This is a genomic window from Paenibacillus sp. FSL R5-0473 (assembly GCF_038004565.1).
Classification (GTDB): Bacteria; Bacillota; Bacilli; order Paenibacillales; family Paenibacillaceae; genus Paenibacillus; species Paenibacillus amylolyticus.
Genome location: NZ_JBBORL010000002.1, coordinates 144,420 through 169,636, shown reverse-complemented (window position 1 = coordinate 169,636; position 25,217 = coordinate 144,420). Strand labels below are relative to the sequence as shown.

18 protein-coding genes, 1 pseudogene and 3 CRISPR repeat arrays are annotated in these 25,217 nt (G+C 40.3%); of the genes and pseudogenes, 2 read left to right on the top strand and 17 right to left on the bottom strand.

What is annotated here, in order from left to right; translation table 11 throughout:
* From MKY28_RS30670 to MKY28_RS30635, 9 genes are all read right to left on the bottom strand, one after another.
* Entirely contained in the window at positions 1-1,476 is a 1,476-nt protein-coding gene (locus tag MKY28_RS30670; RefSeq protein WP_340938290.1) for an RAMP superfamily CRISPR-associated protein, read from the bottom strand.
* Entirely contained in the window at positions 1,473-3,272 is a 1,800-nt protein-coding gene (locus MKY28_RS30665; RefSeq protein WP_340938288.1) for a hypothetical protein, read from the bottom strand. Before MKY28_RS30665 ends, MKY28_RS30670 begins: the two co-directional genes overlap by 4 nt.
* The gene (locus MKY28_RS30660; RefSeq protein ID WP_340938287.1) at positions 3,269-4,009 is read right to left on the bottom strand and encodes a hypothetical protein; all 741 of its coding nucleotides are present in this window, start codon (positions 4,007-4,009) and stop codon (positions 3,269-3,271) included. The genes MKY28_RS30665 and MKY28_RS30660 overlap by 4 nt, the downstream gene beginning before the upstream one ends.
* Positions 3,996-5,732, bottom strand: a complete 1,737-nt coding sequence (locus tag MKY28_RS30655) for a Cas10/Cmr2 second palm domain-containing protein (protein WP_340938285.1) — start codon at positions 5,730-5,732, stop codon at positions 3,996-3,998. Before MKY28_RS30655 ends, MKY28_RS30660 begins: the two co-directional genes overlap by 14 nt.
* Before the next feature lie 861 nt (positions 5,733-6,593).
* Positions 6,594-7,029: direct repeats of the CRISPR family, unit length 33 nt; unit sequence ATTTCAATCCACGCACTCCATACGGAGTGCGAC.
* 574 nt (positions 7,030-7,603) lie between these two features.
* Positions 7,604-7,891: a hypothetical protein gene (locus MKY28_RS30650; RefSeq protein ID WP_340938283.1), complete on the bottom strand. Its 288-nt coding sequence runs from the start codon at positions 7,889-7,891 to the stop codon at positions 7,604-7,606.
* A gap of 367 nt (positions 7,892-8,258) precedes the next feature.
* The gene (locus MKY28_RS30645) at positions 8,259-9,125 is read right to left on the bottom strand and encodes a DUF6602 domain-containing protein (protein ID WP_340938280.1); all 867 of its coding nucleotides are present in this window, start codon (positions 9,123-9,125) and stop codon (positions 8,259-8,261) included.
* A gap of 651 nt (positions 9,126-9,776) precedes the next feature.
* Positions 9,777-10,284: a CRISPR direct-repeat array (repeat unit 33 nt; unit sequence ATTTCAATCCACGCACTCCATACGGAGTGCGAC).
* A gap of 347 nt (positions 10,285-10,631) precedes the next feature.
* Positions 10,632-11,519 carry a CRISPR system precrRNA processing endoribonuclease RAMP protein Cas6 gene (cas6, locus tag MKY28_RS30640; RefSeq protein WP_340938279.1) on the bottom strand — a complete coding sequence of 296 codons (888 nt, stop codon included), beginning with the start codon at positions 11,517-11,519 and terminating at the stop codon, positions 10,632-10,634.
* Positions 11,520-12,016: 497 nt separating this feature from the next.
* Positions 12,017-12,187 (bottom strand): hypothetical protein, encoded by a 171-nt coding sequence (locus MKY28_RS31770; protein ID WP_445670939.1) that lies wholly within the window; start codon positions 12,185-12,187, stop codon positions 12,017-12,019.
* A 1,149-nt stretch (positions 12,188-13,336) separates the two neighbouring features.
* Complete coding sequence (locus tag MKY28_RS30635; protein WP_340938278.1) at positions 13,337-13,693, bottom strand: hypothetical protein; 357 nt, start codon at positions 13,691-13,693, stop codon at positions 13,337-13,339.
* Between the two features lie 360 nt (positions 13,694-14,053).
* Between MKY28_RS30635 and MKY28_RS30630 the strand changes: the two genes are divergently transcribed.
* Positions 14,054-14,266 (top strand): helix-turn-helix domain-containing protein, encoded by a 213-nt coding sequence (locus MKY28_RS30630; protein ID WP_149847027.1) that lies wholly within the window; start codon positions 14,054-14,056, stop codon positions 14,264-14,266.
* A 424-nt stretch (positions 14,267-14,690) separates the two neighbouring features.
* On the opposite strand, the gene MKY28_RS30625 is transcribed toward MKY28_RS30630, so the two are convergent.
* The 7 genes from MKY28_RS30625 to MKY28_RS31760 form a co-directional block, all read right to left on the bottom strand.
* Entirely contained in the window at positions 14,691-15,710 is a 1,020-nt protein-coding gene (locus MKY28_RS30625; protein ID WP_340938275.1) for a DUF3298 and DUF4163 domain-containing protein, read from the bottom strand.
* A 294-nt stretch (positions 15,711-16,004) separates the two neighbouring features.
* Positions 16,005-16,547 (bottom strand): hypothetical protein, encoded by a 543-nt coding sequence (locus tag MKY28_RS30620; protein ID WP_340938273.1) that lies wholly within the window; start codon positions 16,545-16,547, stop codon positions 16,005-16,007.
* A gap of 1,505 nt (positions 16,548-18,052) precedes the next feature.
* Positions 18,053-18,424, bottom strand: coding sequence for a DUF2085 domain-containing protein (locus tag MKY28_RS31765; RefSeq protein WP_445670944.1), 372 nt, complete (start codon positions 18,422-18,424; stop codon positions 18,053-18,055).
* A 100-nt stretch (positions 18,425-18,524) separates the two neighbouring features.
* Positions 18,525-20,345, bottom strand: a complete 1,821-nt coding sequence (locus MKY28_RS30615; protein WP_340938272.1) for a hypothetical protein — start codon at positions 20,343-20,345, stop codon at positions 18,525-18,527.
* Between the two features lie 16 nt (positions 20,346-20,361).
* Complete coding sequence (locus MKY28_RS30610; protein WP_340938270.1) at positions 20,362-21,291, bottom strand: hypothetical protein; 930 nt, start codon at positions 21,289-21,291, stop codon at positions 20,362-20,364.
* Entirely contained in the window at positions 21,284-21,430 is a 147-nt protein-coding gene (locus MKY28_RS30605) for a hypothetical protein (protein ID WP_176872963.1), read from the bottom strand. The genes MKY28_RS30610 and MKY28_RS30605 overlap by 8 nt, the downstream gene beginning before the upstream one ends.
* 519 nt (positions 21,431-21,949) lie before the next feature.
* Complete coding sequence (locus MKY28_RS31760) at positions 21,950-22,087, bottom strand: transposase (protein WP_422395300.1); 138 nt, start codon at positions 22,085-22,087, stop codon at positions 21,950-21,952.
* A gap of 461 nt (positions 22,088-22,548) precedes the next feature.
* On the opposite strand from MKY28_RS31760, the gene MKY28_RS30600 reads away from it, so the two are divergent.
* Positions 22,549-23,160 (top strand): hypothetical protein, encoded by a 612-nt coding sequence (locus MKY28_RS30600; RefSeq protein WP_340938267.1) that lies wholly within the window; start codon positions 22,549-22,551, stop codon positions 23,158-23,160.
* Positions 23,161-23,830: 670 nt separating this feature from the next.
* Positions 23,831-24,744: a CRISPR direct-repeat array (repeat unit 33 nt; unit sequence ATTTCAATCCACGCACTCCATACAGAGTGCGAC).
* Between the two features lie 182 nt (positions 24,745-24,926).
* Here MKY28_RS30600 and cas2 read toward each other — a convergent pair.
* Positions 24,927-25,216: pseudogene (cas2, locus tag MKY28_RS30595) on the bottom strand (CRISPR-associated endonuclease Cas2).
* Position 25,217 lies beyond the last annotated feature (1 nt).

Here is a 25,217-nt window from a genome sequence, read left to right as displayed (position 1 = left end):
TCAAGCTTCCCCCTCTTTATTCAAAAATGCTACGAAAAGGTCATAGTAATCTTTCAGCTCAGCTTGATTTTTTTCATCTAAAGGACCGGTATTACTGAATCTCAGTATATCTCCGTTAAGATAAACTTCAGTTTCCTTAGCCTCGAACTGTCCCAGGCCGATTACCGTTCTTCCTCCAAGCGGAAGTAACCCTGAACCGATGTTACGCAACAAGTATATGAGTGGGAACAGCTTGCCCTCAGCGTATTTAACGTCCTCAACGTCTTTACCAACTCTTAGTTCCAAACGAATCTCCGCATTTCCGCGTACTTCATTCTGCGTTTTGAGCGCCCCGTCAATGACACCGCCAGTGATTCGATCAATTCGATTGTATGTCGGTTTGGTGTTCTGGTTATTTATTCGTTCAATATTCATTTCACTTACTTCATCTATAACAACATTGGATACCATAACCGATCCTATCTTGTCCTGGCTTCCGAACCACTCCTGCAAAAGTGTATCCACCCGTATTTCACGTTCAGCAATAGACCTCTCCTGATCCGGGAGCATACGAAATAAAAGTCGTCTCATTTCATGACGAAGTATCCCCTTGATGCTTGAGCCCGGCAAATAATAGGTTTCATCCACACTACGTAGTAGCCCTGTCACCTGAGTTCCATGTTCCTTGCTCTGTTCCCGATCCGTATATGACTGATAAACACCATAGGGGAAGTGTCCCTTCAAGCTAAGTTCAATCGTTGGATGGCCCGAGATATACTCTGCGTACTTCCGTGCATCCTCGGTACAATCTTTCTCCTCACCTTTGTGGCGATTAAAAATAAATTGCTCCAGGGCTTCCGAACTATCGAAAAGAAATTCACGGCATGTTAAATGCTCCAATGAGAACCGGCCGTGACCGTTACTTTTTTGTCCGCCAAACCGTAATTCCCCCCGATGAATCGCTGTCGCCCAAGTGTAGATCAGCTTTGTAAAAGAAAGCCTCACATGCGCTGCATCCGTTATATCGGCCTCTTTAGGTGATGTGGTTTCCTCAGGATTTGTATCGCATTCGACCGTAAAGACCAGTTCTGTTCCTTGCGGTAGGTCATAACGTGTGTATTTATGGTTGTTGAGTGCGGATCCAGTCTTGGGATCAACTGCTGTTCCTTCCATAGCTAACAATCCAGCATTACCTTGATCTATTACCAAAGGGTTATCAGGCAACTTCAAGTGACCATCACTAATATAAACTCGACTTTCCTCGAATTCTTCTTTCTCATCAATAGATTTCTTCGGTCCGCCTAAGTAGTACATGATATCTGCAGATATCACTTCACTGCTGGCATTTAGCCAACTTCGCAGTGCCCCGCCAATGCTGTTGCCACTAACAAATGGCTTGTCATCTCCATCTAATAACAATGCCCCCTGCAAATTGCCTCCAAAATGAATCGGCGTTTTCGCCCGAAGTGTGAAGGTAAATCGTCGTCTAGTGCTCATTCGAATTTCGCCTCCCCTGTGGTAGACATTTGATGGATATACAATGCCTCGTAGAGCAATTCGGCAATAAAACGTTTCTGCTCCGCAATATCAGCTATTATCGAATCAGTTGCAGTCTGAACAGCCATATAATACATTCGTCCATGGCTGCTCTTAAGCTTCATAACTGCCAATCGAGACAACTTTTCATGCTCAGGGGCGACCCGATCATTCTTCAAAAACTTCATTATCTCATCAAAATGAACGCCTTCCAGTGAGAAAAATTCTTTATTTTGACGGTATGTCTGTTTGCTAACCGTATTGGTTTCTAAGCCAACAGCAACCTCCGACACACCCTGATCATGAAGCCACTGTTTCAACAGTTTGATCATAACCTGGCAATGTTGCGACTTAAGGTTGTTCACCTTCAGTACTCCAAAACCATCTGTGGCGGGTATGTTCTTCATTTTTTTGGAGAGCATTCGCAGCCAGTGCTGTCGATTGTCACCCAGCCCCTTACTGATTAATCGAATGGAATCAGCAATATGAGGTGCAACCTTAGAGTTTGATTTGGTATCAATGGATTTCCCATCAGACACTATTTGTTCGAATTGACCATCTACAGTAGGTGTCTTAGACGATTGTTCTCGACTCTCTTTCGAAACTGCTGGAATGGATTGCACTCGTAATCGGGAAGGATACGGAAGATTGACGGCAATCCAACCATAGCCCTCCTGTGTGCGCGCACCATATCGATGTTGCTCTAGAGCAGCAATTACTCTTTCCCGTGTCTGTTCATCCACCTGACCTTTCAAATAATATCGCATAACGGAGCCCGCCTTGATGGTTGTTTCCTTTGGATATCGTGCTTTCCAGGTCGCATTATATCCTTCTGTCAGACCGGTCTGCACGAAATGACCTTGTCCATCAGCGACCCGTTTTAATTGTATATTGCCGTATTCCTCCAAAACTTCCTCCGGCAAATAGGACAATGGCTCACCGTATCGGCCACGCACGATAACATCAGAGAGGCAGGTTAACGTCAGCACGTTCACTTCCTCAGGTGAATCTGCTTCACTTCTAGGCCCATTGATCCCAAGTTGCTGTCGAACCTCTGCATAATCTGATTCTGGATTGCCTATGGTATTCACTTGGCAACGCCCATAGCCAGAACCTTTAGAACCTCCAAGATACCAAATGTCTGAGCCTTCCCACATGGACTCCATCTGTGGTTTGATATCCTCTTTATAGGCAATCACTGAGCGGAAAATATGACCAGGATCTAGCGCCTGATAACTGAACAGATTGGCTCGTTCACGTAGATCCTTGTTAAGCAGTGAACTATGATGAAGACGATAATTTTTGCTTGGTCTAATGCCCTCCATGTGTCCATCCCTAATGGTTACGTAAGGCTGCGGAAGCTGGTTCTTTGGCAAGTTTTGGCTGTGCGCATTCACTTCCTCCGACGTAGCAGCTGTATATAAATTAGTCAGTTCCACCGTTCCATTAACGTATCCTTGGTCAAACAGACTTCTCTGCCTTCTGTACTCATGCTTGTCCATACGTAAATGTTGGGGGGACGGCAGATACAATTGCCCATTCTGATAAAGGTAAGCATTGGAGCATTCCATATGTTGTAAAACTGACTTTGAATCCCCGAACAGATTCAGACGCTGCATACGAGCTATTGCTCCACCACGTAAGGTTGAGCCCGGAATATAGTCCTTACAAGGCTCATCCCAATGGGCTTTATTGCCGCCAGCGCCAATCTTCAAAGGCTCCAGATTCCGAATCTCAATGACCTGATACCACATCATGCCGTTGCTCCCCCTCCCAGTTGTAGTTCCTGCCGTGCATCCTTCCCGTTAATCAGGAGCGTAGCTTCGATCTCCCCACGTCCACGGTGAACACCAGCACCGATTCGATCCAGCGAACAAATAATTCGCAACAGATCCGGTAACACTTGAGTAGGGTCTTCCTCGAAGAAGATTTGTGCTTGGAAAACAAACCCTTTTTTGACCGCTTGATACGTGTTCAGCATTTTGTCTTTAACAATGCCTTCCTCCAGTTGTATCTCCGTTCGAATATACGTCTGGGCAGATATCAAATCATGTATCGAGAATTCACTGGAATCAATTATCGTACGGAAAGCATCCTTCACCTCATGTGGCAGTTCCAGATGAGTAAGTTTCATCATTCCCTGACCTCGAAGACCCTTTTCTGCCTGCCTATATTTCAAATAACCACTCATAAATTCCTCTAAGCCCCAAGCTTTTCCCAACTCCCATGTATTGACGCCAAACAAGACATCCATTGAATAGAGAAAATCATATGCCTGAGCATAATTCCCTTTCCCAATGGCAATATATTGCCGTAATAACCAGAGGGCCTGACGCTTGAGTTGCCCCTTTAAGGACTTGGCATGAAAATAGACAAATCCATAATCATCGCTAAGTGCTCGGGATTGGACCAGATTCCGCTCCTTCTCCCCGCTGGCAAAGATAGCTTCGCTCAATAGCCGAAGCTCCAGCACATATTCATTACTGCTTCCCATGAACAACGGCCTCCTTCCCATAGATAAATGCCATCGTCTCCAGCACATCGTTCAATACATATCGATATTCATCGCAATTGTCTCTGGCATTACGTTCAATGATCGCCCCATATTTGGTTCTGATTCGTCCTATATCCGAATCCATATCAACGGATTGATGATCTTGTGCAAAATGCTTTTTCACGAGTTGTGATAGCTTATCTCCAGAGCCCGTCTGATCCAGCTCGAATAACAAACTGTAACTCTCCCAGCCACTGTATAATTGCTTCTTGATTTTCTCAAGAAAAGAACTACTAACATCCTGTTCATTCGAATTTTGCTTATTCATCATGCTATGTAGCTCAGTAACCAGGTCACGGAAAGCATGGTAGCTATACACCCCATGGTCTATGCCTGCATCCTGATCGACCCTTAGCGGTCTAATACGATATTTTTCATGCATTCTGGCTCTTGCCACACGCTTCTCGTAAGCAGTCTGGGCACTCACTTGACCTTGCACGATATCCCAGTCAATGAATGATGCCGCAGCCGCTTTATTTTCCGTGGAACGATGCAAAGCCTCTTTTGCCTGATGACAAAGCTTCTCGGCCATCTTGATGGCATCAAAGAAAGGATAAGTAACTTTGACTATAGCTACTCCAGCACATGCGGTAAGATAAGGCTGTTGAGCAGACTGTTGGCCTGACCCCGCATTCATCGCTTTTTCCAGAACGCTTTTTGCTTTCTCCTCCAACGACAACCCTTGAAGCTGCTTCAGGATGTCTGCTGCAATGTCCAGCGCATCCTCTGCTTGTGTAACCAGACAGATATCGTCACCGGACATCAACACGGGTGTAACCTGCAACGTTTTATTATGGCGAACAGCATAGTGATAGAGTGCACCAGCAACAGCGTCTGAGTAAATTCGCTCAATTTCATTGCTGAACTCCTTCATGTCTTCGATAGAGTCCAACCTGTGAAACATCTCACCCATCCGATTTCCGTCTAAGGCAATGATGCCAATATAGCTTTTTTGATCATTTTGGGCTTTGTAGCTTGCCAATTCCGTTGTGATCTGAACCAAATTATGATTAGCATCCAATGCTTTCAAACGCTCTTCCAGACGACCAAACAAAAAATGGCGAGCCTTTTTCAACGCCTGATCATTCTTTTTAGCAATCGCTCCAGATTCAGACTCATTTTCATGTTTGTTAAGCCAATCCATCGGCTTGCCACTCTCGCCAATTTTTTCGACTCCATAGCTCCAGCGACGAAACATGGCTCGACGCTTATCCTTCAATAGGTCAGCACGATGATTAAGTATTTGCCGGATAGCCTTCATATTCTTCTTAGTTACTCCGGGGAACTTCTCTTCTGAAAACCTCTCCTCTGGAAGCTCCTGCTCTGTCATCTTACTAATATACAATTCAATATCAGGATATTTGCGTAGCACTTCTAGCGAATATGCTCTGCTAAATTGCTTTGCCTGCTCTTCCTCATTAAATCGGAGCATGCTGTTGCCTCCACCAGAGTAAATCACAGTATATTGCCTTGGAAAATGCATCTCCAGAAATGTTTTCAACATAACACAAGATCCAACTACTTGAGAGCCTTCATCTGTATTTTCGGGTATTTCCGTAATGGTCTTAATCACATAAGAACTGATGAGATTGTCTCGCAGACTCTTGTTTCGGTAAATATACTCTTGCTTTCTCGACACATCAATAAAGACATATGTCTCCACGATTTCTCTACCTCCCTTTTCTACCTCTGCTATACAGCTTCCACATGCTTCACATAGCCAGACCTCAGGTCCATTAAAATGATTCTGAAGACTTACATCTCACGTGTTATTCTTTCTCTATGTTGGGCTATATTCCCTTTTATTTCGAGAGGATTCTACATTATTTTACAAAACACGAAAAAACCCGCTCTCCGCTAATTGCGTAAAGCGAGCTTTAATAGCCCTGAATGATTTAAGTTGATCTAGTTCTAGTCTTATTCTGAACACAAGTCTCCCAAATCCTTAATCGACTTCAACTTTTCCTTTTCCACATCATTTTCCTTTAACGAGACCAACATACGAATCGTACGCGTTCTACTTTTAGTCCGATTCGTCCACAATGGTTGCTTCAATCAGTAAAAATTTAGTGAATCAAATAGGGAGTATATTATTCATCACACACAGCAATATCGACTTCTTGTGATACCCGCCCACCTGTGTCAATAATAACGCCTTGAGTCATTCTGAGGAATAATACTACGGAAGCAACTCTCGATATCCGCCAGTAAGTCCCCGATGCTCCGTCGAGAGTTCCATTTCCTCTACTGTTCTCCAGTTTGAATAATCGTAATTCATGCAGATTCGCTTCAACACGTCTCTGTGTTGCTTTTCTTCCCTTAGATCATTGGACTCATCTTAGTCGTTACTTGTTCCTCTCACGGTGAGTGATGCGTCTTTCTGTTTCTGCCCCAGACTGCTTCCACATACATACTTTGTCTGAGAACTCTCGTAGCTTTGCTTATTAGCCCCATAAAAAGATGGCCCGGCACTCCATACGAAGTGAGACCTAAAAATCAAATGGCCCTTTCTAGCCATCAATTAATTTCAATCCACGCACTCCATACGGAGTGCGACATGAATCATACAGCGAAGTTCAACGTGAGATCGCAATTTCAATCCACGCACTCCATACGGAGTGCGACTGGACTTTGTACGAAACATCAAGGAGCACATGGAATTTCAATCCACGCACTCCATACGGAGTGCGACCGGACTCTTTTACTGTCCAACTGTCTATAGGTTCATTTCAATCCACGCACTCCATACGGAGTGCGACCCGCCAGTGGAAAGGACTTTATGACCCTTTTCATATTTCAATCCACGCACTCCATACGGAGTGCGACGCTATCCCGGCGTACAGAGGGCACCAACAGGAATAATTTCAATCCACGCACTCCATACGGAGTGCGACGTGACGTTAACATTCTTACTCTTTCTTGGCGATATTTCAATCCACGCACTCCATACGGAGTGCGACAGCGAAAAAAGACGTATGCATGTTTTATTTCCTTATCAATATTACGTATTTCCGCATTCTTTATCAAGTAACATCTATCTTTATTATAAATATCAGTATCCATTCCAGATTTTCGTTGCCAAAAGGTCACGAAAAGGACGTTTTCGACAAATTTCGAGGTGCGAATCTCCCAGGAAAATCATGTGTGCTTAGAGTTCGCACCTGTTTCAGATTCCCTCCATAAGGCCCCTTCAACAACTGAATTCTTATCGTAATGCTCCGAATGATCGCGGGAAAATCAATCGTCTGTACCACCGCACCACCTCGACATATCCGAAAGGGGTCACCATTTGCACTGAGCACCATTAAAGCATATGCCACCGCATAGATTCCGCCCGCTTCCACATTGTCGATCGATTTGAATCCATTTAGGGTCCTTTGGCTCCCCTATGTTGAGCTTTAATTTTGTAATTTATCGCCTAAATTATTGAATTGAACACGTCTGAATCCTTATCGATCAATTCTTCAATTTCGAATCTTAATCGTCCAAACTGGCAGCTTCCAGTATACTTTCACACACCTTGTTTTGCACTCGCTATCCTTGATCCATAATCTTTTTACCACTTTGATAGCCCCAATCTCTCTCGTGCTTACAACTTACCGAAATAACCTTGTCATGCAAATGATTCAGACATATGTATTTGGAGAGCAGTTCACTTTCCTGCTTATACGTCTCAAAACTATTTATTTGTTCAAATACTGCACCCTTCCCACACAGATCAGCCTTAATGGCAGCAACCCAGAGTTGATTGCCGTTGTTCTCATCCTGGTTGGATTGTAGCTTATTTAGTGCATTCAGCCCCTTTGCCGGGGATGATACCAAGCTCCAAACATCATCCTTTGCAAGTGACTATTTCATAAATAGCAGCCCGCTCAATTTTGTGTAATAGGTTTTAAAATAAAGTTTTAAGCCTGTTAACAATCTCATCTCTGAAAACGAAGTTACGAACACGCACATGCCAGAACATTGAAGCAACGTTTTTTCAAGATGCCCGGAAAACTGACCCCTATTCTCCTCTATTCCAATATCCTGATAGAACTGATCCGATATTAATTGAGATGATTCGATAATCGTTTTCAACGTCTTGTTTTTGCTTTTTTTCTCCTGGATCTGCGCTTGGAGCACATCATATAGAAAGGACTGCACCTTATCCATCGACACAGCTACAATTTACAATTTCGTTAAAAGTTCATTCCTTCCCTTTATAGTCAAATAACCCTACATATGCACGATGCGGAAATAATATAGGATTATTAATTAACATCAATAACTGATTCAATTGGAAATTGAATGTTAACAGCGAGATACTCTGACCATCCTGGTCATGCACTTTGTATTTTTCGAGTGAGTGCTCTTTCAGTAATTTTAATGTTTCCTTTTCTAATGTCTCATCCATTTTATATTCATGAAAATTAAGACTCTTGAACCAGTTGAACAACGTATCTTCTGCATTACACTCAATATTAATCCGCTCATTTTCTCTGGAAGCAAGTAATGTAAAATCAAAATGTTGCTTGATATCATCCCCACAGTTCTCCTCCAAAGCGCATAATATACGAAGCGGACGAGTTGACTTTTGTGATCTAACACCTTCTACGCCTAATGCTATACCAGGCGCAATACGCGCAATAGAGTCTCCCGAGGTTTTCAAAGATGTGATGCTTTTAGCCCATTTTTTTAAGGAGCCTACTTTAAGGCTTTGACTCTTACACTCAATGACTGCCGCAATCGCTTCAATGGGGACGAACTTAATTTTGCCATAACGAAAGATATAAGGTGTGTACGTTTCATCCAAAATAGCGAAGTCTACTTCTTTGGATACTCCGCCATGAGAATCAATGATAAATACTGATGGCTCAATAACAAACTTCTTAGGAATAATCATTTCAAATAATTGCGACCAGATTCCTTCTCGCTCGGAACCCACCGTCGTGCCATGCAGATCGTGCTTCATAAAGAGCTGGTTAACAATAGACTTTTCCACTTGAGCATAGTTACCTGTAACATTTGCAATCATTTTCTCTTTCTTCTCATCAAATGTTAATTCCTTCGCCATAGAGTATCATCCCCTCATATACAACTAGCTGTGCTTAGGTTCAACTCTTCTTAGAATATCACATTCCCTGAATATCCCATATAAAAAAGATGCAACTTGAGCTTAAGCTCTAATTGCATCTATTGGTTATTTTAATTTCATAACGGAGTGCGACTCGTTTGGGTTAGGAAGGATAGGGGCCAAAATATTTCAATTCATGCACTCCATACGAAGTGCGACAGGAACGTTACGGACAATAATAAGCCGAATTTCATGTTTCAACCCGCGTACGAAGTACGACTTAAACCAAATAATGAGATTATCAGTAAATTAAGCATTTCAATCCACGCCCTCCATAAAGAGAACGACCATCCACCCTTTTCTGAAGCTCGCCGTCGCTTCTATTACAGTCCACATACTACATAAGAAGTGCGAATCGACTGGCTAACATCACGTAGATACCACAGGAGTTTTAATCCATGCACCCCATTACAGAGTGCGACAGATCCTATGGACAGGTGAATACAGCGCCTACTTTATTTCAATTCACGCACTGCATACGTAATGCGACGGGGATTGGCGTATGGAAGCCATACCAGGAGGTGTATTTCAATCCACGCACTCCATACGAGTGCGACTGCAACAAGCACTCAAGAAGGGTGACGCATATTGATTTCAATCCACGCACTCCATACGGAGTGCGACTCCAAAAGAACCCAGACCTAAAGGCACTGGTAGAATTTCAATCCACGCACTCCATACGGAGTGCGACCGTACCGCAAACTGATGTTCCTGGTCGTTGATGAATTTCAATCCACGCACTCCATACGGAGTGCGACTGAATTCTGCGGTTGCTGCTCCTCCGATTTTAACGATTTCAATCCACGCACTCCATACGGAGTGCGACGTGAGAGACTGGCGGAGCTTATCGGACACGAACCGATTTCAATCCACGCACTCCATACGGAGTGCGACGGATTCTCGGCTACCAAAGGGATGTCCGGGAAGAAATTTCAATCCACGCACTCCATACGGAGTGCGACCCGGTGTCCCAATGATGGAGAAGTACAATAAAGGTATTTCAATCCACGCACTCCATACGGAGTGCGACGTCACGTTCATATTTGTTCCTCCCTTGGGTATTTTTATTTCAATCCACGCACTCCATACGGAGTGCGACAGCGGAAATACCCGTATCAAGTTATGCTTAGAATACCTTAATACGTATTTCCGATACTTTTTCCACATATTAACTCCACTATATCCCACAACCGCATATAAACTCAATATCCTTGTTGCCAAAAGGTCATAAAACTGAAGATTCCGACAAATTTCGAGGTGCGAATCTCCCTGGGAATTCATGTGAGCTTCGGGTTCGCACCTGCTTCAGCTGAATTCATGGTATTTCGCAATTTATTACTACCACTGGATCAAGGATGAACTATACCCTCCATCCTACAAGATTAATTGCCCACATATTACTCACTCACATCACAATCCTGTTTAAATGGATAAGACTGATTCAAATTACATGGACCTGTAGACCAAATCGATCTGTCCACAACCAAAAGTGGCGTTCCTTCCGATATGCAAAATACGGGCAGCGTTCAGCCAAGGGATAAATGGAGACAGCTCCCCCTTAAATGTTAGTGAACCCAGCATGCCGCTCCAATCTATCGATTCTTTTTTCCGATTGGAGTATCGATGCATCTCATTCAGATATAATCCGGAAGACGTCGGGCTAATCTCATTTGCCCATTCACATACCTTCATCGCTACATCCGTGTTTATACTTCCTCCATAACGCTCCGTCAACAACTGAATTCTTTTCGTAATGCTCCGAATGATCGTAGGAAAATCAATTGTCTGTACCAGCGCCCCACCTCGACGTATCCGAACAGGGGTCACCATATGCACGGAGCACCATGAAGCCTGTTCTTGCAGCGCATGAACAGCAATATTTTCGGTTGTAGCTGCGTTCATCTCGAATTGTCCCTGTTTCCAAATGGGTCCGTACTGATCTGCATGAAAGATGTCTGTGAGTTCGAATGCCTTACGTTCGGCTCCAATTCCAAATGTCTGTGCCTGAGTCAACGACGTCGCGATATCTTTGGCGTAACGAACCGCATCTCCGATCAAGATGAGCTTGAAGCATAACGCATCACCTTTATCATAAACTGGCTTTGGCCGGGGTGGCTCAATGATATAAGGGTTGACGATATCCTGTGCAGCTCCACCCCATCGGCGATTCTCGAATATATACCTATAGGATTCCGAATGCCGAGTTAGCGCCCAACCAGTCACACCATGAAGCGTAGAGCCGAGAAATGCGGGCAGACGTGTCGTTTCCTTACATTCAAGTCGAATGAGTAACGGGAGGTATTCCAGCGAAAAAACAGGTGCTTGTCTATTCATACGATGCTCCAATTCTGATGTAGATTAAAGATTAACAAACTAACGGCAAACCATTTGGGATTAACCCGAGGCACTACATATGGAGTGCCTCAAAAATTTTACTAGAGATACTATCAATCTACAGTTTTAATCCTCGCACTCCATACAGGGTGCGATATCGTAACCCAATGCCCGGCATTAACCAGGACGAATTTCAATCCACTCACTCCATACGAGGTGCGAAGTATCTATTCCGTGAAACAATGTTTTTACTCTTCTACTTCAATCCACACACTCCATATGGAGTACGACCTTTAAGCGCATGCTGAACTGCATCCAACAATTATTTCAATCCACGCACTCCATACGGAGTGCGAAGTATCTATTCCGTGAAACAATGTTTTTACTCTTCTACTTCAATCCACACACTCCATATGGAGTACGACCTTTAAGCGCATGCTGAACTGCATCCAACAATTATTTCAATCCACGCACTCCATACGGAGTGCGACATCGAATTATGATTTCATATAAAACAGACGATCAAATTTCAATCCACGCACTCCATACGGAGTGCGACAATGGATACTATCCAGCGAAAGGCTGCTCAGACCAATTTCAATCCACGCACTCCATACGGAGTGCGACCGCTGATCTTTCCTCTCATCTTCCCGGCATTCATATTTCAATCCACGCACTCCATACGGAGTGCGACCGGTGGTGTATTGCTCTACGCTGGCAACAACACAATTTCAATCCACGCACTCCATACGGAGTGCGACTGCCGCGAGTATCACCAAGTATAACAAGGCAGGGGATTTCAATCCACGCACTCCATACGGAGTGCGACAGCGGAAATACACGTATCAAGTTATGCTTAGAATACCTTAATACGTATTTCCGATACTTTTTCCACATATTAGCTCCACTATATCCCACAACAGCATATAAACTCAATATCCCTGTTGCCAAAAGGTCATAAAACTGAAGTTTTCGACAAATTTCGAGGTGCGAATTTCCCAGAGAAATCATGTGAGCTTTGGGTTCGCACCTGCTTCAGATAACTTCGTCACATTTCGCAAAGGGAAAATTGAGGTTCATTCTTGCTCCCTGCAGCAGGATGAGATACTCATCACATAATGGGCATCCACATCCATCTTTTCTACCCTTTTCCTTACCTCGGTGATAACCACCTCTCTACTTGGATATTTGTTGAATAATTAGTCGTTTTCTTCTTATGTCCCCCTCGTATACGTCGTAGATTGATATGTAAACAATGTTGTTTGGATGGTTTACAACTTGTACATATAGTTGTCCCTTACAACTGTAAGACTTCAGGGTGAATTTACCATGGGCTGCTTAAGCTGTATTAGATGGTAAAACGATGAAAACGAATACAACACTACTAAATATAGATAGTAAATAACTTCTCATTTCTATTCTCCGAGGTTAACCCCGTATCTGCTGGGTAATGGTAACTCCATACAGAGAGCGACATTATTACTGGTTTCAGCTTCCTCGATCCACGCCAATTCAATCCACTCACTCCATGTGGAGTGCGACAGGCACAAAATTGCGGCATTACCGTGTTTGTTCCATTTCAATCCACGTACTCTATACGGGTTGCGACGATCCAGTACCAGGATTACCGGATTCAGATCCTATTTCAATCGTAGAGTGCGACCATAAAGTGTTATTCCGCTATCTTACTATAGATAATATCTTCATCTTAATATTTACTTTCTAGAAGACGTCATCAAAATGATACAAAATAGGGAAACAACATCTTAGAGATGGAATTCTCCCAGGAATTTTATGTGAGCTTCTCTTTCGCACTCTTATTGGAAACGATCAAGCCTTAAATTCATATCAACACGTTCTGGAGTCCATAACAGGACATCCGTAAGAAAGGTCAACGCATCCATTTCAGACAATTGATCCACAATGGATTCAATCAATACCCTGGCATCTCCTTGAGTTTGCTTGGAGAGAATTATCCCTCCAGCATCTCCATTGATGTATGTATTCCCTACGCGATCGACCTTGTACACATGGCGCAACCATAACGCACCTTCGTCAAGAAAGATGAAATAACTTTCATTCATAACGTATCCTTGAAATAAGCTAAAATTCTCATCATCATCAATAGAGCCAAGTATCAACGAAGCAAGTTTTAATTTTTTTGATGGTCTCATTGCTTCCCTACCTTATAAGAACTACAATCTGAAATAAGCCCCGATTCATAATTCATAAACACGTTGTTATACGAATAAAAAGCATCAATATGTAGGATCACTGCATTATCCTCCTATTTGTACTCAGTTCCTGTAATCGAGGTACATTGCGAATACTTTAGCTTTTCACAATCAATTACACTCTTTAATTAGATTATTTGTAGTTGCTAAAGACAGCCCCTTTTGCTAGGATTGGCATAATAATCGGATTTTTTTTCAAAATGTCAATATGTTGACTAGCATTCATTACACTCATCATAGTATCTTCTTGACTATATGTCAACATGTTGTGCATTATATTTTTTCACTGGAGGCATTACCATGAACGAATTACTTATCCGTTGTCGACTTGGCGACATCATGAAAGAACGTGGATTACAAAATAAAGACGTTGTAGAACTGACTGGTGTAAGTCGAAATACTATTACTTCTCTGAAAGGCAACGCAACTAAGCGTATTGATTACGAAACTCTTGGTGCATTATGTAAAGGACTTAATGTTACACCCGGTGACCTCTTGGAATACATTCAGTAAAAAGAACCTTTATTTATAAGACACTTTTATGCTGCAATTCTCTGAAAAACTCTTTTACATAAGGGTATTAAGATTCCCTGCCGCACATCTGTTTAGATTATTGATTCTACCTGACAACTAGTTAAGATATACGAATAGACAGTTTGCGATAAAGGTGTTTATTAGAATGAAATAACTTGTTAGAAAGTGAAGTTCTTCAAACACAACCCTCAGCAGATGAACATCCCCATCAAAAATCCGCTTTAAAAAAGTATACCAGTATACAGATACTACTCCGAGTGTCTTTTTTATTTTCCCCCGACCGCCCAGATTACAAATACAATGCCCCCGAATCTTGTGCGACCGCCAGGGCTATACGGTTATGCTGTTTACTGGAATTGAATTCTTAATGAATGAAAAAAGCACCCAGAAGGGTGCTTACGAATTATAACGATTCAGCAAACGTTAAAAGTTTTGAAGGTAAAATCCCATTAGTGAGATACGTATTTGATGTTACATATCCAAAAACTTCTCCTTTATAAACGAGCACTGGCGGAGTAGAAGTGTACTCGTTAAACGCGCTCTCTGATGAATATGAACTCCCGTAATTTCCGTAACTGTTCCATATGCTTAATCTGTTGTACTGGCTTCCGTAAGTTCCATATTCATTGAAGATAGAGTCTCTGTCATAAGTGTTGGTTGATAAGGTTCCTAAGAAAGTTTTGAGGTCGTTTGAGTATACGTGTATATCAGATGCTAACACTCCGGAAACCTGAGTAATCTGTGGCTTTTGCGGTTTTACTGGTGCTGTGTTTTGTCCGTTTACGATAATATCATAAGGGATGTATACATCTACAAAACCCTCTGAAAAGGGAGCAACCTCATATGGATTGAATCTTACTGTGAATCCTTTGTCATTATAGAAAAACGTCCCCTTTTGGATGTCAAGAATCGTATCTGTGTACAAAATTGATCCAGGGTTAGCTTGACTTCTTTTTTTAAGAATTGATTGGAGGTACACATTCGCTCTTACTATTTTTGTTCTGCTGTCTAAGAAGTCTTTCATGTATATTCTATTACCATTGCTGGAATTGAAGTTGAAAGATTCTACCCATTGCATGTCATGTATACCTCCGGTATAGACGTAAGAATAATAAACAACAGACAAGGCACCTTGCTTGTTGTAAGCGGTTTGGACACTCGTCTTGTAATAGTAATCTTTGTTTTGCTTGATATCACTACTATTAGCTACAGAAGCAGCATTAACAGCATGAGCTTTTAATGCTTTGTTCATTTTAGATGCAGCATTCTTGTTTGGGTGGTTTACAACTTGTACATATGGTTGTCCCTTATAACTGTGAGATTTCAAGTTGACTTTACCATTGGCTGCTGAAGCTGTGCTGGACGGAAAAACGATGAATAACGAAAACAACACTACTAGTATAGATAATAAATACTTTCTCATTTCTATTCTCCTCGGTTAACTCCGCATCGGTTGCGGTAATGGTAACTTCATACAGAGGGCGACCCATCGTTCATAAAACCAGACAAGTTTTTTGCTCTTATGAAACGGTAGAATGCGCCTTCCCTTTATACAGTACAGCGTTTTCATATTATAAAACGCTCAGTAACCCACATAAGTCACTTTAATGATATACAATTCTAAAGACTAAAAAAGAGGAGACCACCGATGAAGGCTTCCTATTTTTCCTTAATATAAAAACAGGATTCCTCTCTATTCTGTAATTCAAAACAAATTTTAAAGATTAAGCCTTTCGATCCTTCCATCAGCATAAGTAATTATTGTTTCGCATTCCTCTTCTACTCTATTTAGGGTATTGTAGGATTCTTCGTCAAAAGCTTGAATCAATTTCAATTCTTTGTTTATTATTAGATAGCTAGTATCCCTTTCATTAAAAGGCATTTTCCAGCATTCAAAATTATGATGCGAAGCGACTAACTCAGAGTTTTTACTCAAATCATTGCTGGAAATAAGAATTACTCCAGCTATATCGTCTATTTCAGAAATTTTCCCTGCTAGCTCTGAGACTTCCCCTGGAGTCAATTTAGAAGTTCTATAATTTTTGGCCTCTATTATAAATTTATATTCCTGTCCGTTTTCATCCCTTACTAAAAAGGCAATGTCAAACGACCATTTCATACCAGAAGCTCCGACTATTTTGTACTGTTTCTCCACCCATTCAAGCTCCCCCTTAGAAAGCACTATACTTAGGGAGTTCCCCCACTTTTCAAAGAACAATTTAATGTATTCTTCGTACATTTTCCCCTTTGATTCAGCCACATTGTTACCTCCCTTTCATTTTTAAAAGCTTCTAACTAATAACATTAAAGTTTTCATTATATAAATAATCGTCCTTTTAACCTGATCGATTTTAGGGACATCTGCTTTATCCTGAAAACCTTTTGACCAGACATTGAGAGAATTCGTCTGGATCTTCTCCTTTGAGAAGCGTGTCAATGTAGGTATCAATCCCTTCATTATTTAGTGATTTCCCCGCATCCAAGGCTTATTTCGTTAGCTTAATCACCATCAAATACGGTGAATACTCTCTATGGATCTTTTTCCTTCAACATGCGGACATCCCCATTCTAAATCCCCAGATCCACCAGGATTCGAACTATTTTGATATCCCTGGATCTAAGAAACGAATTGATGGATGAAAGAAGTTCGTTAATTGTTGAAAATTTTTGAAATATCTATACCTCTTTTACATACCATACTATCTTCAATCAAACTTAAAGCTTGCTTCTTATCTAATGCTTTTAATGTTTCCGTACTTAGCATACCGTTTCGACTTTTACCTGTTATATAGCAGTTATACAAACAAAAACTTACCTTCTCACGCTAATCTTGATTTTATTTAAATATATTATAGTACCTTCTGTATAGTCCCTCATTAATCCTTTTTGGGATTTCAGTTTATACATAAAAAAACAGAATTCCATTTAACATGCTGAAATCCTGTTCGTTTATTCATCTCTGGGACTAAGATAATTTTGTTTGCAGTTAAATATTGTATGATCTCTTCGTTATTCATCGTTTTTCCATCTAGTACAATCAAGTACTCCATACGGATTACGACCAACTGCCATTACCTCACCACACTTTCTCTAAATATTTCAACCCACACACTCTATACAGAGTGCGACTAATGATCAAGGAATTCCTTGCCCTGTCCCTCAAATTGCAATCCACGCACTCGATGCGGAGTGCGACTGTACTATGGGTAGAATTAAAACCGCTTGCACCAGATTTCAATCCACGCACTCCATACAGAGTGCGACTCGACTGCGTCCCCGCCTTCTATCACTTCCTCATAATTTCAATCCACGCACTCCATAAGGGGTGCGACCCAAACTTGCTACTCCTGCGTTAAGTGTTTTTATTTTGTTGCAAGCAGCAATATGCTACCGCTTCTCTAGTATGACTAATGTGTATACACTAATGACAATTAAGAATGTAAGATATACAATAACTTTTATATATTTTTTTCTCAAGAAAAATATAGAAGGAAAACGAAGTGAAATTATCTAATTAAAACCCTCAAAGTTAAACTAGCTAAATATTTGTTATCGAGAATTATCTCAAGCTATTTAGTACAACGCTTAATGTCAGATCATCGTCATCTTTGGGACACTACCTGAATTTATTTTGATTAAGTCTATATAGTCAGTGTAAATTCATTGTTATTTGGCCGTTCTCACTGTTAGTGCAAAAAGTGATGAGATGTTTAGTTAACCATCAAATCTTAATCTGAATATCTTGTTTCTTAACCGTACACAGTTCTAGCACATAAGAGCAACTAACCATTTTGTAGTGTACCAGAGACCCACTCCACACAACGTTCCAGTAAGTATTCGTCGCCAATTTGTACTTTCTTTTCCCTTAACATATTGTCTCCAACCATCCCATATCATGGGAAAAATTAAGACGATTGATGTAGTTGCTAACACACTCATACTCCAATCGATTTTCCCATCTGGAATAATACTATGAAGTGCGTAACAAACTGTCAGTCCTAAAGCAACGCTCGAGCATCTCCAACATAGCGGGAAACAGAATCGTCCTATGTGGGGAGCCCTGTCTCGTTTTCGATTACATAACGGTACTATCCCAACGTCATCATATAAGGTCTTAAACCTTTTTCTTAACTCCATATTAATCAATTTCCAAATCTCCTGTTATCGACTATTTAACATTGAACAGCAAACAGAGATCACAATAATAATTAAAATTATCCCAATGATATAGAGCATATTAATATGCAACCCCCAAATAGCTTTTCCATTCTTTTTCGAAGTCGATATTCATATCGAACAGTCGATTTATCTTTTCAAGCTCATGAATAACAGAATCTTTATGTGGATCAATCTCCTGTAAACGTTGCTTGGTCTCTTCGATCTCTAAAGCAATCTCCTTGAGCCTTAGTTCTGTCCCCCTCTGTTGTGAAGAAGTCAGTCCCCCTAGCTCTTGCAAGTACAGTTCATTTTCACGTTGAAATACCTTTTGAATATTTGCCATGAGAAGACCATGACGAACACTAAAAAGATCAGCTTTCTCTAAAATAAGCATAACTAGATTAGAACAGAGGACTGTAGCAATTATTTGTAATGGCAATAATAATGGTTCTGGGATAGCAAACTGTCGCTCTACATATTCAAATAACATCTCTAGTACAAAAGATGTTACCGTCACGGATATTAAATTAAAGACGGCATCTGCCTTTTGACTTGGAGTGGCATTTTTATCGCCAATAATTCTTGCTGCATCGACGAGGGACAGTACAAGACTCTTAGCAAGTTTAAGCATCCGCTTTACAGTAGCTTTCACAAGATTAATCAGGATATCAAAGAAGGACTTCAAAAACTTTTTCAGCCCTTGATTCATGATATTTTTAAATATAGATCCTATTTTGGAATACACGTACCGAACCACTCGTTCTCCTGCTTTCTCGAGTTTCCTTAATACTTCTTTTAATTTGAGTTTCCTATTTTTTAAGATGACCCGAATCTCATAAATAAGGGCAGGTACTGCATAATAGACGACTTGTCCGGCAACGATTTTGCTCAAAGACTTTGTGGTATGTTTACCAGCATCATTGACGACCTTCTTATAGTCTGTCTCATGCAATATGACTTTACTTTCTTCATTTTGTGACTTGCGATAATTTTTAACTAGTTCGGATTTCACTTGTTTTGAGACTTTCCCATTCCCATCAAGATATCCACTATCCTGAAGTTTTTTCTTCGGTTCGCCTTGAAGGTGTTCCCAGCGACTGGCAACCGCGTTTGCCATCTCATGTGGAGTTGCTCGATGAGTTATATCTACTTTTTCGTAGCTCACACCATCTTCATTTTTTACCTTCACGCTTACCTCTACTCTAACATCGCCTTTGGATTGGTTGGCAGTTTCAAACATCATTGTGAAATTATCCGAAGAATTATAAAATTCTTTAATCCTATCTTCTGCTTTGTCCTTCAAATAACGGTTGTAGACATATGCTGAGCTTAATGCCTGCGTGTGCTCCACATGTAACTGACTCACTCGTTTGCCTTGAGAGTTTAACCTTGAGGCTTCTATACCTTCTGTGTAATCATCCTGCATTGAACCCTCTGAATGACGACGCTCTCGGTATTGTTTCTTCCCCTTTTGAATCATTCCAGAGTCTTTATAACGCGGATGAGCACTCTCACTCTTTTCAAACAATTTTTGTTTCGAATTTTCCAAATCGTTCATTATCGTTTTCATAGTTCCAGCATTATCGGGATCATTGTAGTTGAAGACTAGTTTTTGTACGTCTTGTCCTGCAGCAAGTGGATCATATTCATCATCGTAATTGAACTCCAATATTCTTCGCATCATTTGATCAACAGTAATATGATAATCCGAAGTATCAAAGAAATTCCGAACGAGTTCACCTGCCAGGTCTCTACCAGAATTTCTAATTAACTGTGATCCGAAATCATTGTTGAGTAGTTTTTTCATTTCTAGGTTAATATTTGTGATTGCTGATTCGTAAAGTCTCTGTTCCTGTTCCAGAAGTATTGCTCTACTATGTACTACTTGTCGAATATTCATATACAGTCCTTTCCCCTCAGCCTATACGATATTGTTCAATTTTCTCACGTTGTGTCGTTACGATACGTCTGTAATTAGAAACAGCTTCTCGTTCTTTTTCATGCTTTTCATTAGTCAGCAAATTTGTTAGTACAGGAGTATTATAAATTCTAGAAGATATAACGAAGAAAAATAAAGCATTCTTCACAAATTTATAGTGTTTCTGGTACCGGCTAGTAGCTAATAATCCTGGATCAGTTACTGTGGTTACAGACAGTTCTTGATTGGCAATCAGTTGATTTTTTAAAGTCTCACATTGTAAGAAGGCCTGAATCAGCTCCAGTTCTGGCATGACTTTTGACTCAATCGTGTCACTAATGGACTCAACACTTTTTTGATACATATCTATTATTTGAATATCTTCTTCTACAAATCGCAATTTCAATTTACTATTTTCCAACATCTGATTACCCTCAATTGTGAATTCCTCGATTCGTTGAGCCGTCTTTTTATTCTTATTTCTTGTTTCAACAGTTACACCCAACATGGTTTTGAAGAATGTCTTTGCGAAAACATCACCCTTGCTCCAATCAATCTTCTCAATATAATCATCGATCGCTTCAAATTTCTTATGAGGTAGTTCAATCTGATTTTGCTGTTCCTCTGCTGTAAAATCTTTGACCGAATTGATATTACCAAATTGGGAAAGAAACATACCTAAATAAGCAACATTTCGTTTGATCTTAGTTTCCCGAACCTTGTTGAGTTCTTCAATGCGATTATTGAATCGATTGACTGTTCTATTTATTTTTTCAATCAAGAGACTGATATCGCTTCTATATGTATCGTATAATCGTTTTAATCGATCAACTTGTTCTCTCCGCTCTTTTTCTCCCGTCATGCCTTGAACTAGGTCTGCTGAACGATCAAGTACATTACTAGCAAACTGTTTCATTTTATTAATCATTGTCTTTATCCTCCGTATTGTAATACACAAAATCGGTATGTATTTTACGATCCTTACATGCTGTAATGATACCGTCTTCAACTAAAAACTCGAATCGCTCATCCTTACAAATGACAAATCGCTTCGTCAGGCCTTCCATTCGAAATACACCTGCTTTCGACGTATACGTGTGATTAATTTTAATCCGAGACCTAGATTTACGTATGTAAAGGACATATGCTAATGCAATCGAAAGTAAAACTACAGAAACAAATCCGTATACCATCTATATTCACTTCCTTATGATTTTGTTGGAAATATTCTAATTCTTTATAACTACTAGAGTAAACTTTACAACATTTTTTTTCATTTGAATACTATGATTTAACATGTTTTGAATACGGTTACTATCACTGTTCACAACAAACAATTATGAATATTTCATTGTTAAAAGAGAATTTTTTTTATTCATCATGCAAATTGTACTTCCTTTGTTAGCTGAGCAGCTAAACCGTTCTGAAGCATAATATTATAGAGCCCGTATCCATAAGTTTTAAATTTTCCTGCCCTTCAATGGTTCGGCTGGTTTGTTAATTTCTATTTAGATGGTTATCCGAAATGACGTAAGCCTCTTTCTTGCCGTAGTAAGTTCTTTTCCTCCGAAGAACTGTCTGAAGTCCTAATATTCGTCCATGATTCGCTGTACACACTTGTGGCTCATATGGATGGCGTAGGTGCGCTTCAGCCAGATTTTCACTCTGCGGTATCCATATATACCTTTGAACCTCTCGTAGCATTCGACGATTTTAAGTCTCATCCCTCGCCTTTGAGCTGCTTCGGCGAAATGTTCTTTCGTCGGTTTAATCACTTCTAGATACTCTAACCAGGTTGCATAGTAGACTAAGGTTGTAATTCTTATGAAGCAATTCCTTAATCACTTCAAACTTTTTGCTGCTCGGTGAACCAAGGCATCGTCAATCCCCATTTCACGCGCTCAACTCTTATATCCAACCCCTTTTGAGATAGAGGGCAACTGTCTTTTTCTTAAACTTCTTATCGTACGTTTTTCTCATTTCGTCCAATACAACATTGATCAAGCCCAGAGGCGACATAATATTATAAAACTGATTGTTCTTGATTCAATAGAGTTGAATAACATTGCATAAATTACAATTCTCACTAATTATGACATTACACAATTCTTTTGAATTTCATAAATATAAAATTAATAATCATAAGTTCCGATATAGATATTACAAATCAGAGGGCGGTGTGTACATGTTTGAAAGCTTAAAAGAAAATTGGTTCACTTTCTCGGTTTCCACTCTTTCACCTTTAGTCATTATTTCAGGTATACTCCTATTGTTAGCTAATAAGCATGAACGAAAATTGTTAACTCCACGAAAGACTCTTTATCGGAAAATAATTAAAATTTTAATTTTATCTAGTCTTGGAGCAACCTTGGCCTCAGGCTGCATCTTACTGATAGCTTCAATATTAAATAGAGATGATATTATATTTAAAATTTCTGATCTAGTGCTCTACTTTGTGATCTATTTAGTAGTTATGCCTATTACTATCAATTGGGCAGAAAAAAAAGAAATAATATACCACTGGATTTATCTCGAGAAATACCAGTATACCCCTTTACTAATATATAAAGTTACTTTTAATAACAGATTGCTACTCTCATCTATAGCATCCCCTGATGACAAACTTGATAAAGGATTTATTATTATTGAAGACATCTCAATTCTTGACAATGAAAAAATTCACTTTATTGGATCGAAAAAAAAGAACATTTTCTCTGTATATCGTCCAAAAATAGAGGATTTAATTGCAGCCATTGAAAAAAACTCTCCAAAAACAAACAGAGACGAAGATCAGTAAAGGCCTTCGTCTCTGTTTGAAATGTAATTTCTCAGTAGTAGATAAGGCAAAACTCACTTTCTCATCCCTGAAGTTATAAAGTTCAATTTATTGGATCTGATTTACTCACAGTAGCTTAGGAAATTGAAAACTATAGTTAAGGTGACCTAAAGTCAGAGCACAATTTTTCCCAACACTGTTGGTTACATCAAAAGTGAATAAAAGTCCTGTACAAAGGCTCTTTATAAGTTAAGAGTTCTTTTCATAACTCTTCATCTGATTACGTTACGTCTCCGTATCCATAATGAAACATCTCTTCTTTATAAGGCTCTAAAGCATAATCCATGAACTTCTGATACAAGTTTACTTACTTCATCAGATGCTTCGGAAAATTTTTGTTGGATTGCTCTAGGTACTATATAAGTTACGTTCACTAGGTAGGTTTATTTGTAAGTAGGATAGTTTATTCTGGTCAAGATTGTTGTGTCTTCGAAATAGTAATCGTCTTGATACCTATACCTACTAACCGAATAATATTGTCACTACCGCATGCATATGCATACTCCCTCACTTCTATTTCATAATGTTCCATCTTATTCGCAAATGGATAACTCCCTTTACTCTATTTTATCTATTGCACTCACACAGAGTGCGACCTCAAGCAGCCGAGTATAGTAGAATTATTGGAATTATTTCAATCCACACACTCCATACAGAGTGCGACATAAGGCCATTTTCGACGTGGACTATCTCAGAATATTTCAATCCACGCACTCCATACAGAGTGCGACCTTCATCGTATTACAGCGCAAGATCGTCGATCCAACATTTCAATCCACGCACTCCATACAGAGTGCGACTCAAGTTCGCTATGACCGCCGAACCCTTCATTACTATTTCAATCCACGCACTCCATACAGAGTGCGACTTGCAATCCTGGCATACTACACACCTAAAAGTTAATTTCAATCCACGTACTCCATACAGAGTGCGACGATACGTGACCGCTGTATCGAGCGCGAGTTTGTCGATTTCAATCCACGCACTCCATACAGAGTGCGACTCCAGGGACGGGGGTAACGCCTATGGACTGGAGACATTTCAATCCACGCACTCCATACAGAGTGCGACTCATGGTACTTAACTCTTACTTACTTTTAAATGTATTTCAATCCACGCACTCCATACAGAGTGCGACTGATCAGCAAGATCAACGACAACAACGCCACGATATTTCAATCCACGCACTCCATACAGAGTGCGACCTAACCTTTAAAGAGCACGGTCGGAGTTTCAGGCAAATTTCAATCCACGCACTCCATACAGAGTGCGACTATCCTCGCCCACTCGCTTACGCAAATGAATGGTATTTCAATCCACGCACTCCATACAGAGTGCGACCCATTTTTCCGACCAAGAAAAATAGTTCCTTCACGATTTCAATCCACGCACTCCATACAGAGTGCGACATGTAATATATCAATGACTTCCTGCAGATCGTGTTATTTCAATCCACGCACTCCATACAGAGTGCGACCTGAGAGGGATGCGGCTAACACTGAGAATTTGATCATTTCAATCCACGCACTCCATACAGAGTGCGACAGCGAAAAGTGACGTAAAAACTAGTTTTCAAGGATATCTATTAACGTATTTTCGATATTTCTACTACTTTAAAACTCTTATGACATAAAATCATTGCCAAAAGGTCACAAAAAAGACCTTTTCGACATATTTCGTGGTGCGAATCCCCCAGGGAAACCATGTGAGCTTGGCATTCGCACCTGCTAGAGTATTAATAGATCATCGATATCATAAGAATCTTTGGCTCCAACCTGTTGGACTTTACTTTTGTACTTTTCACCTAAGTTATAGAATCGAAGACTATCTGAATCCTTATCAATCAATTCTTCCAGTTCAAATCTTAATCGTCTAAACTGGGTAACGTCCATATACATTCAAATACGGAATTCTGTACACGTTGTCCGTGATCTACACACTTCTTTGCCACTTTAGATAGCCGTCTTCTGCCCTCACTATCTATCGTGTTTACATCGTACTTAATCAAAATAAGCAGT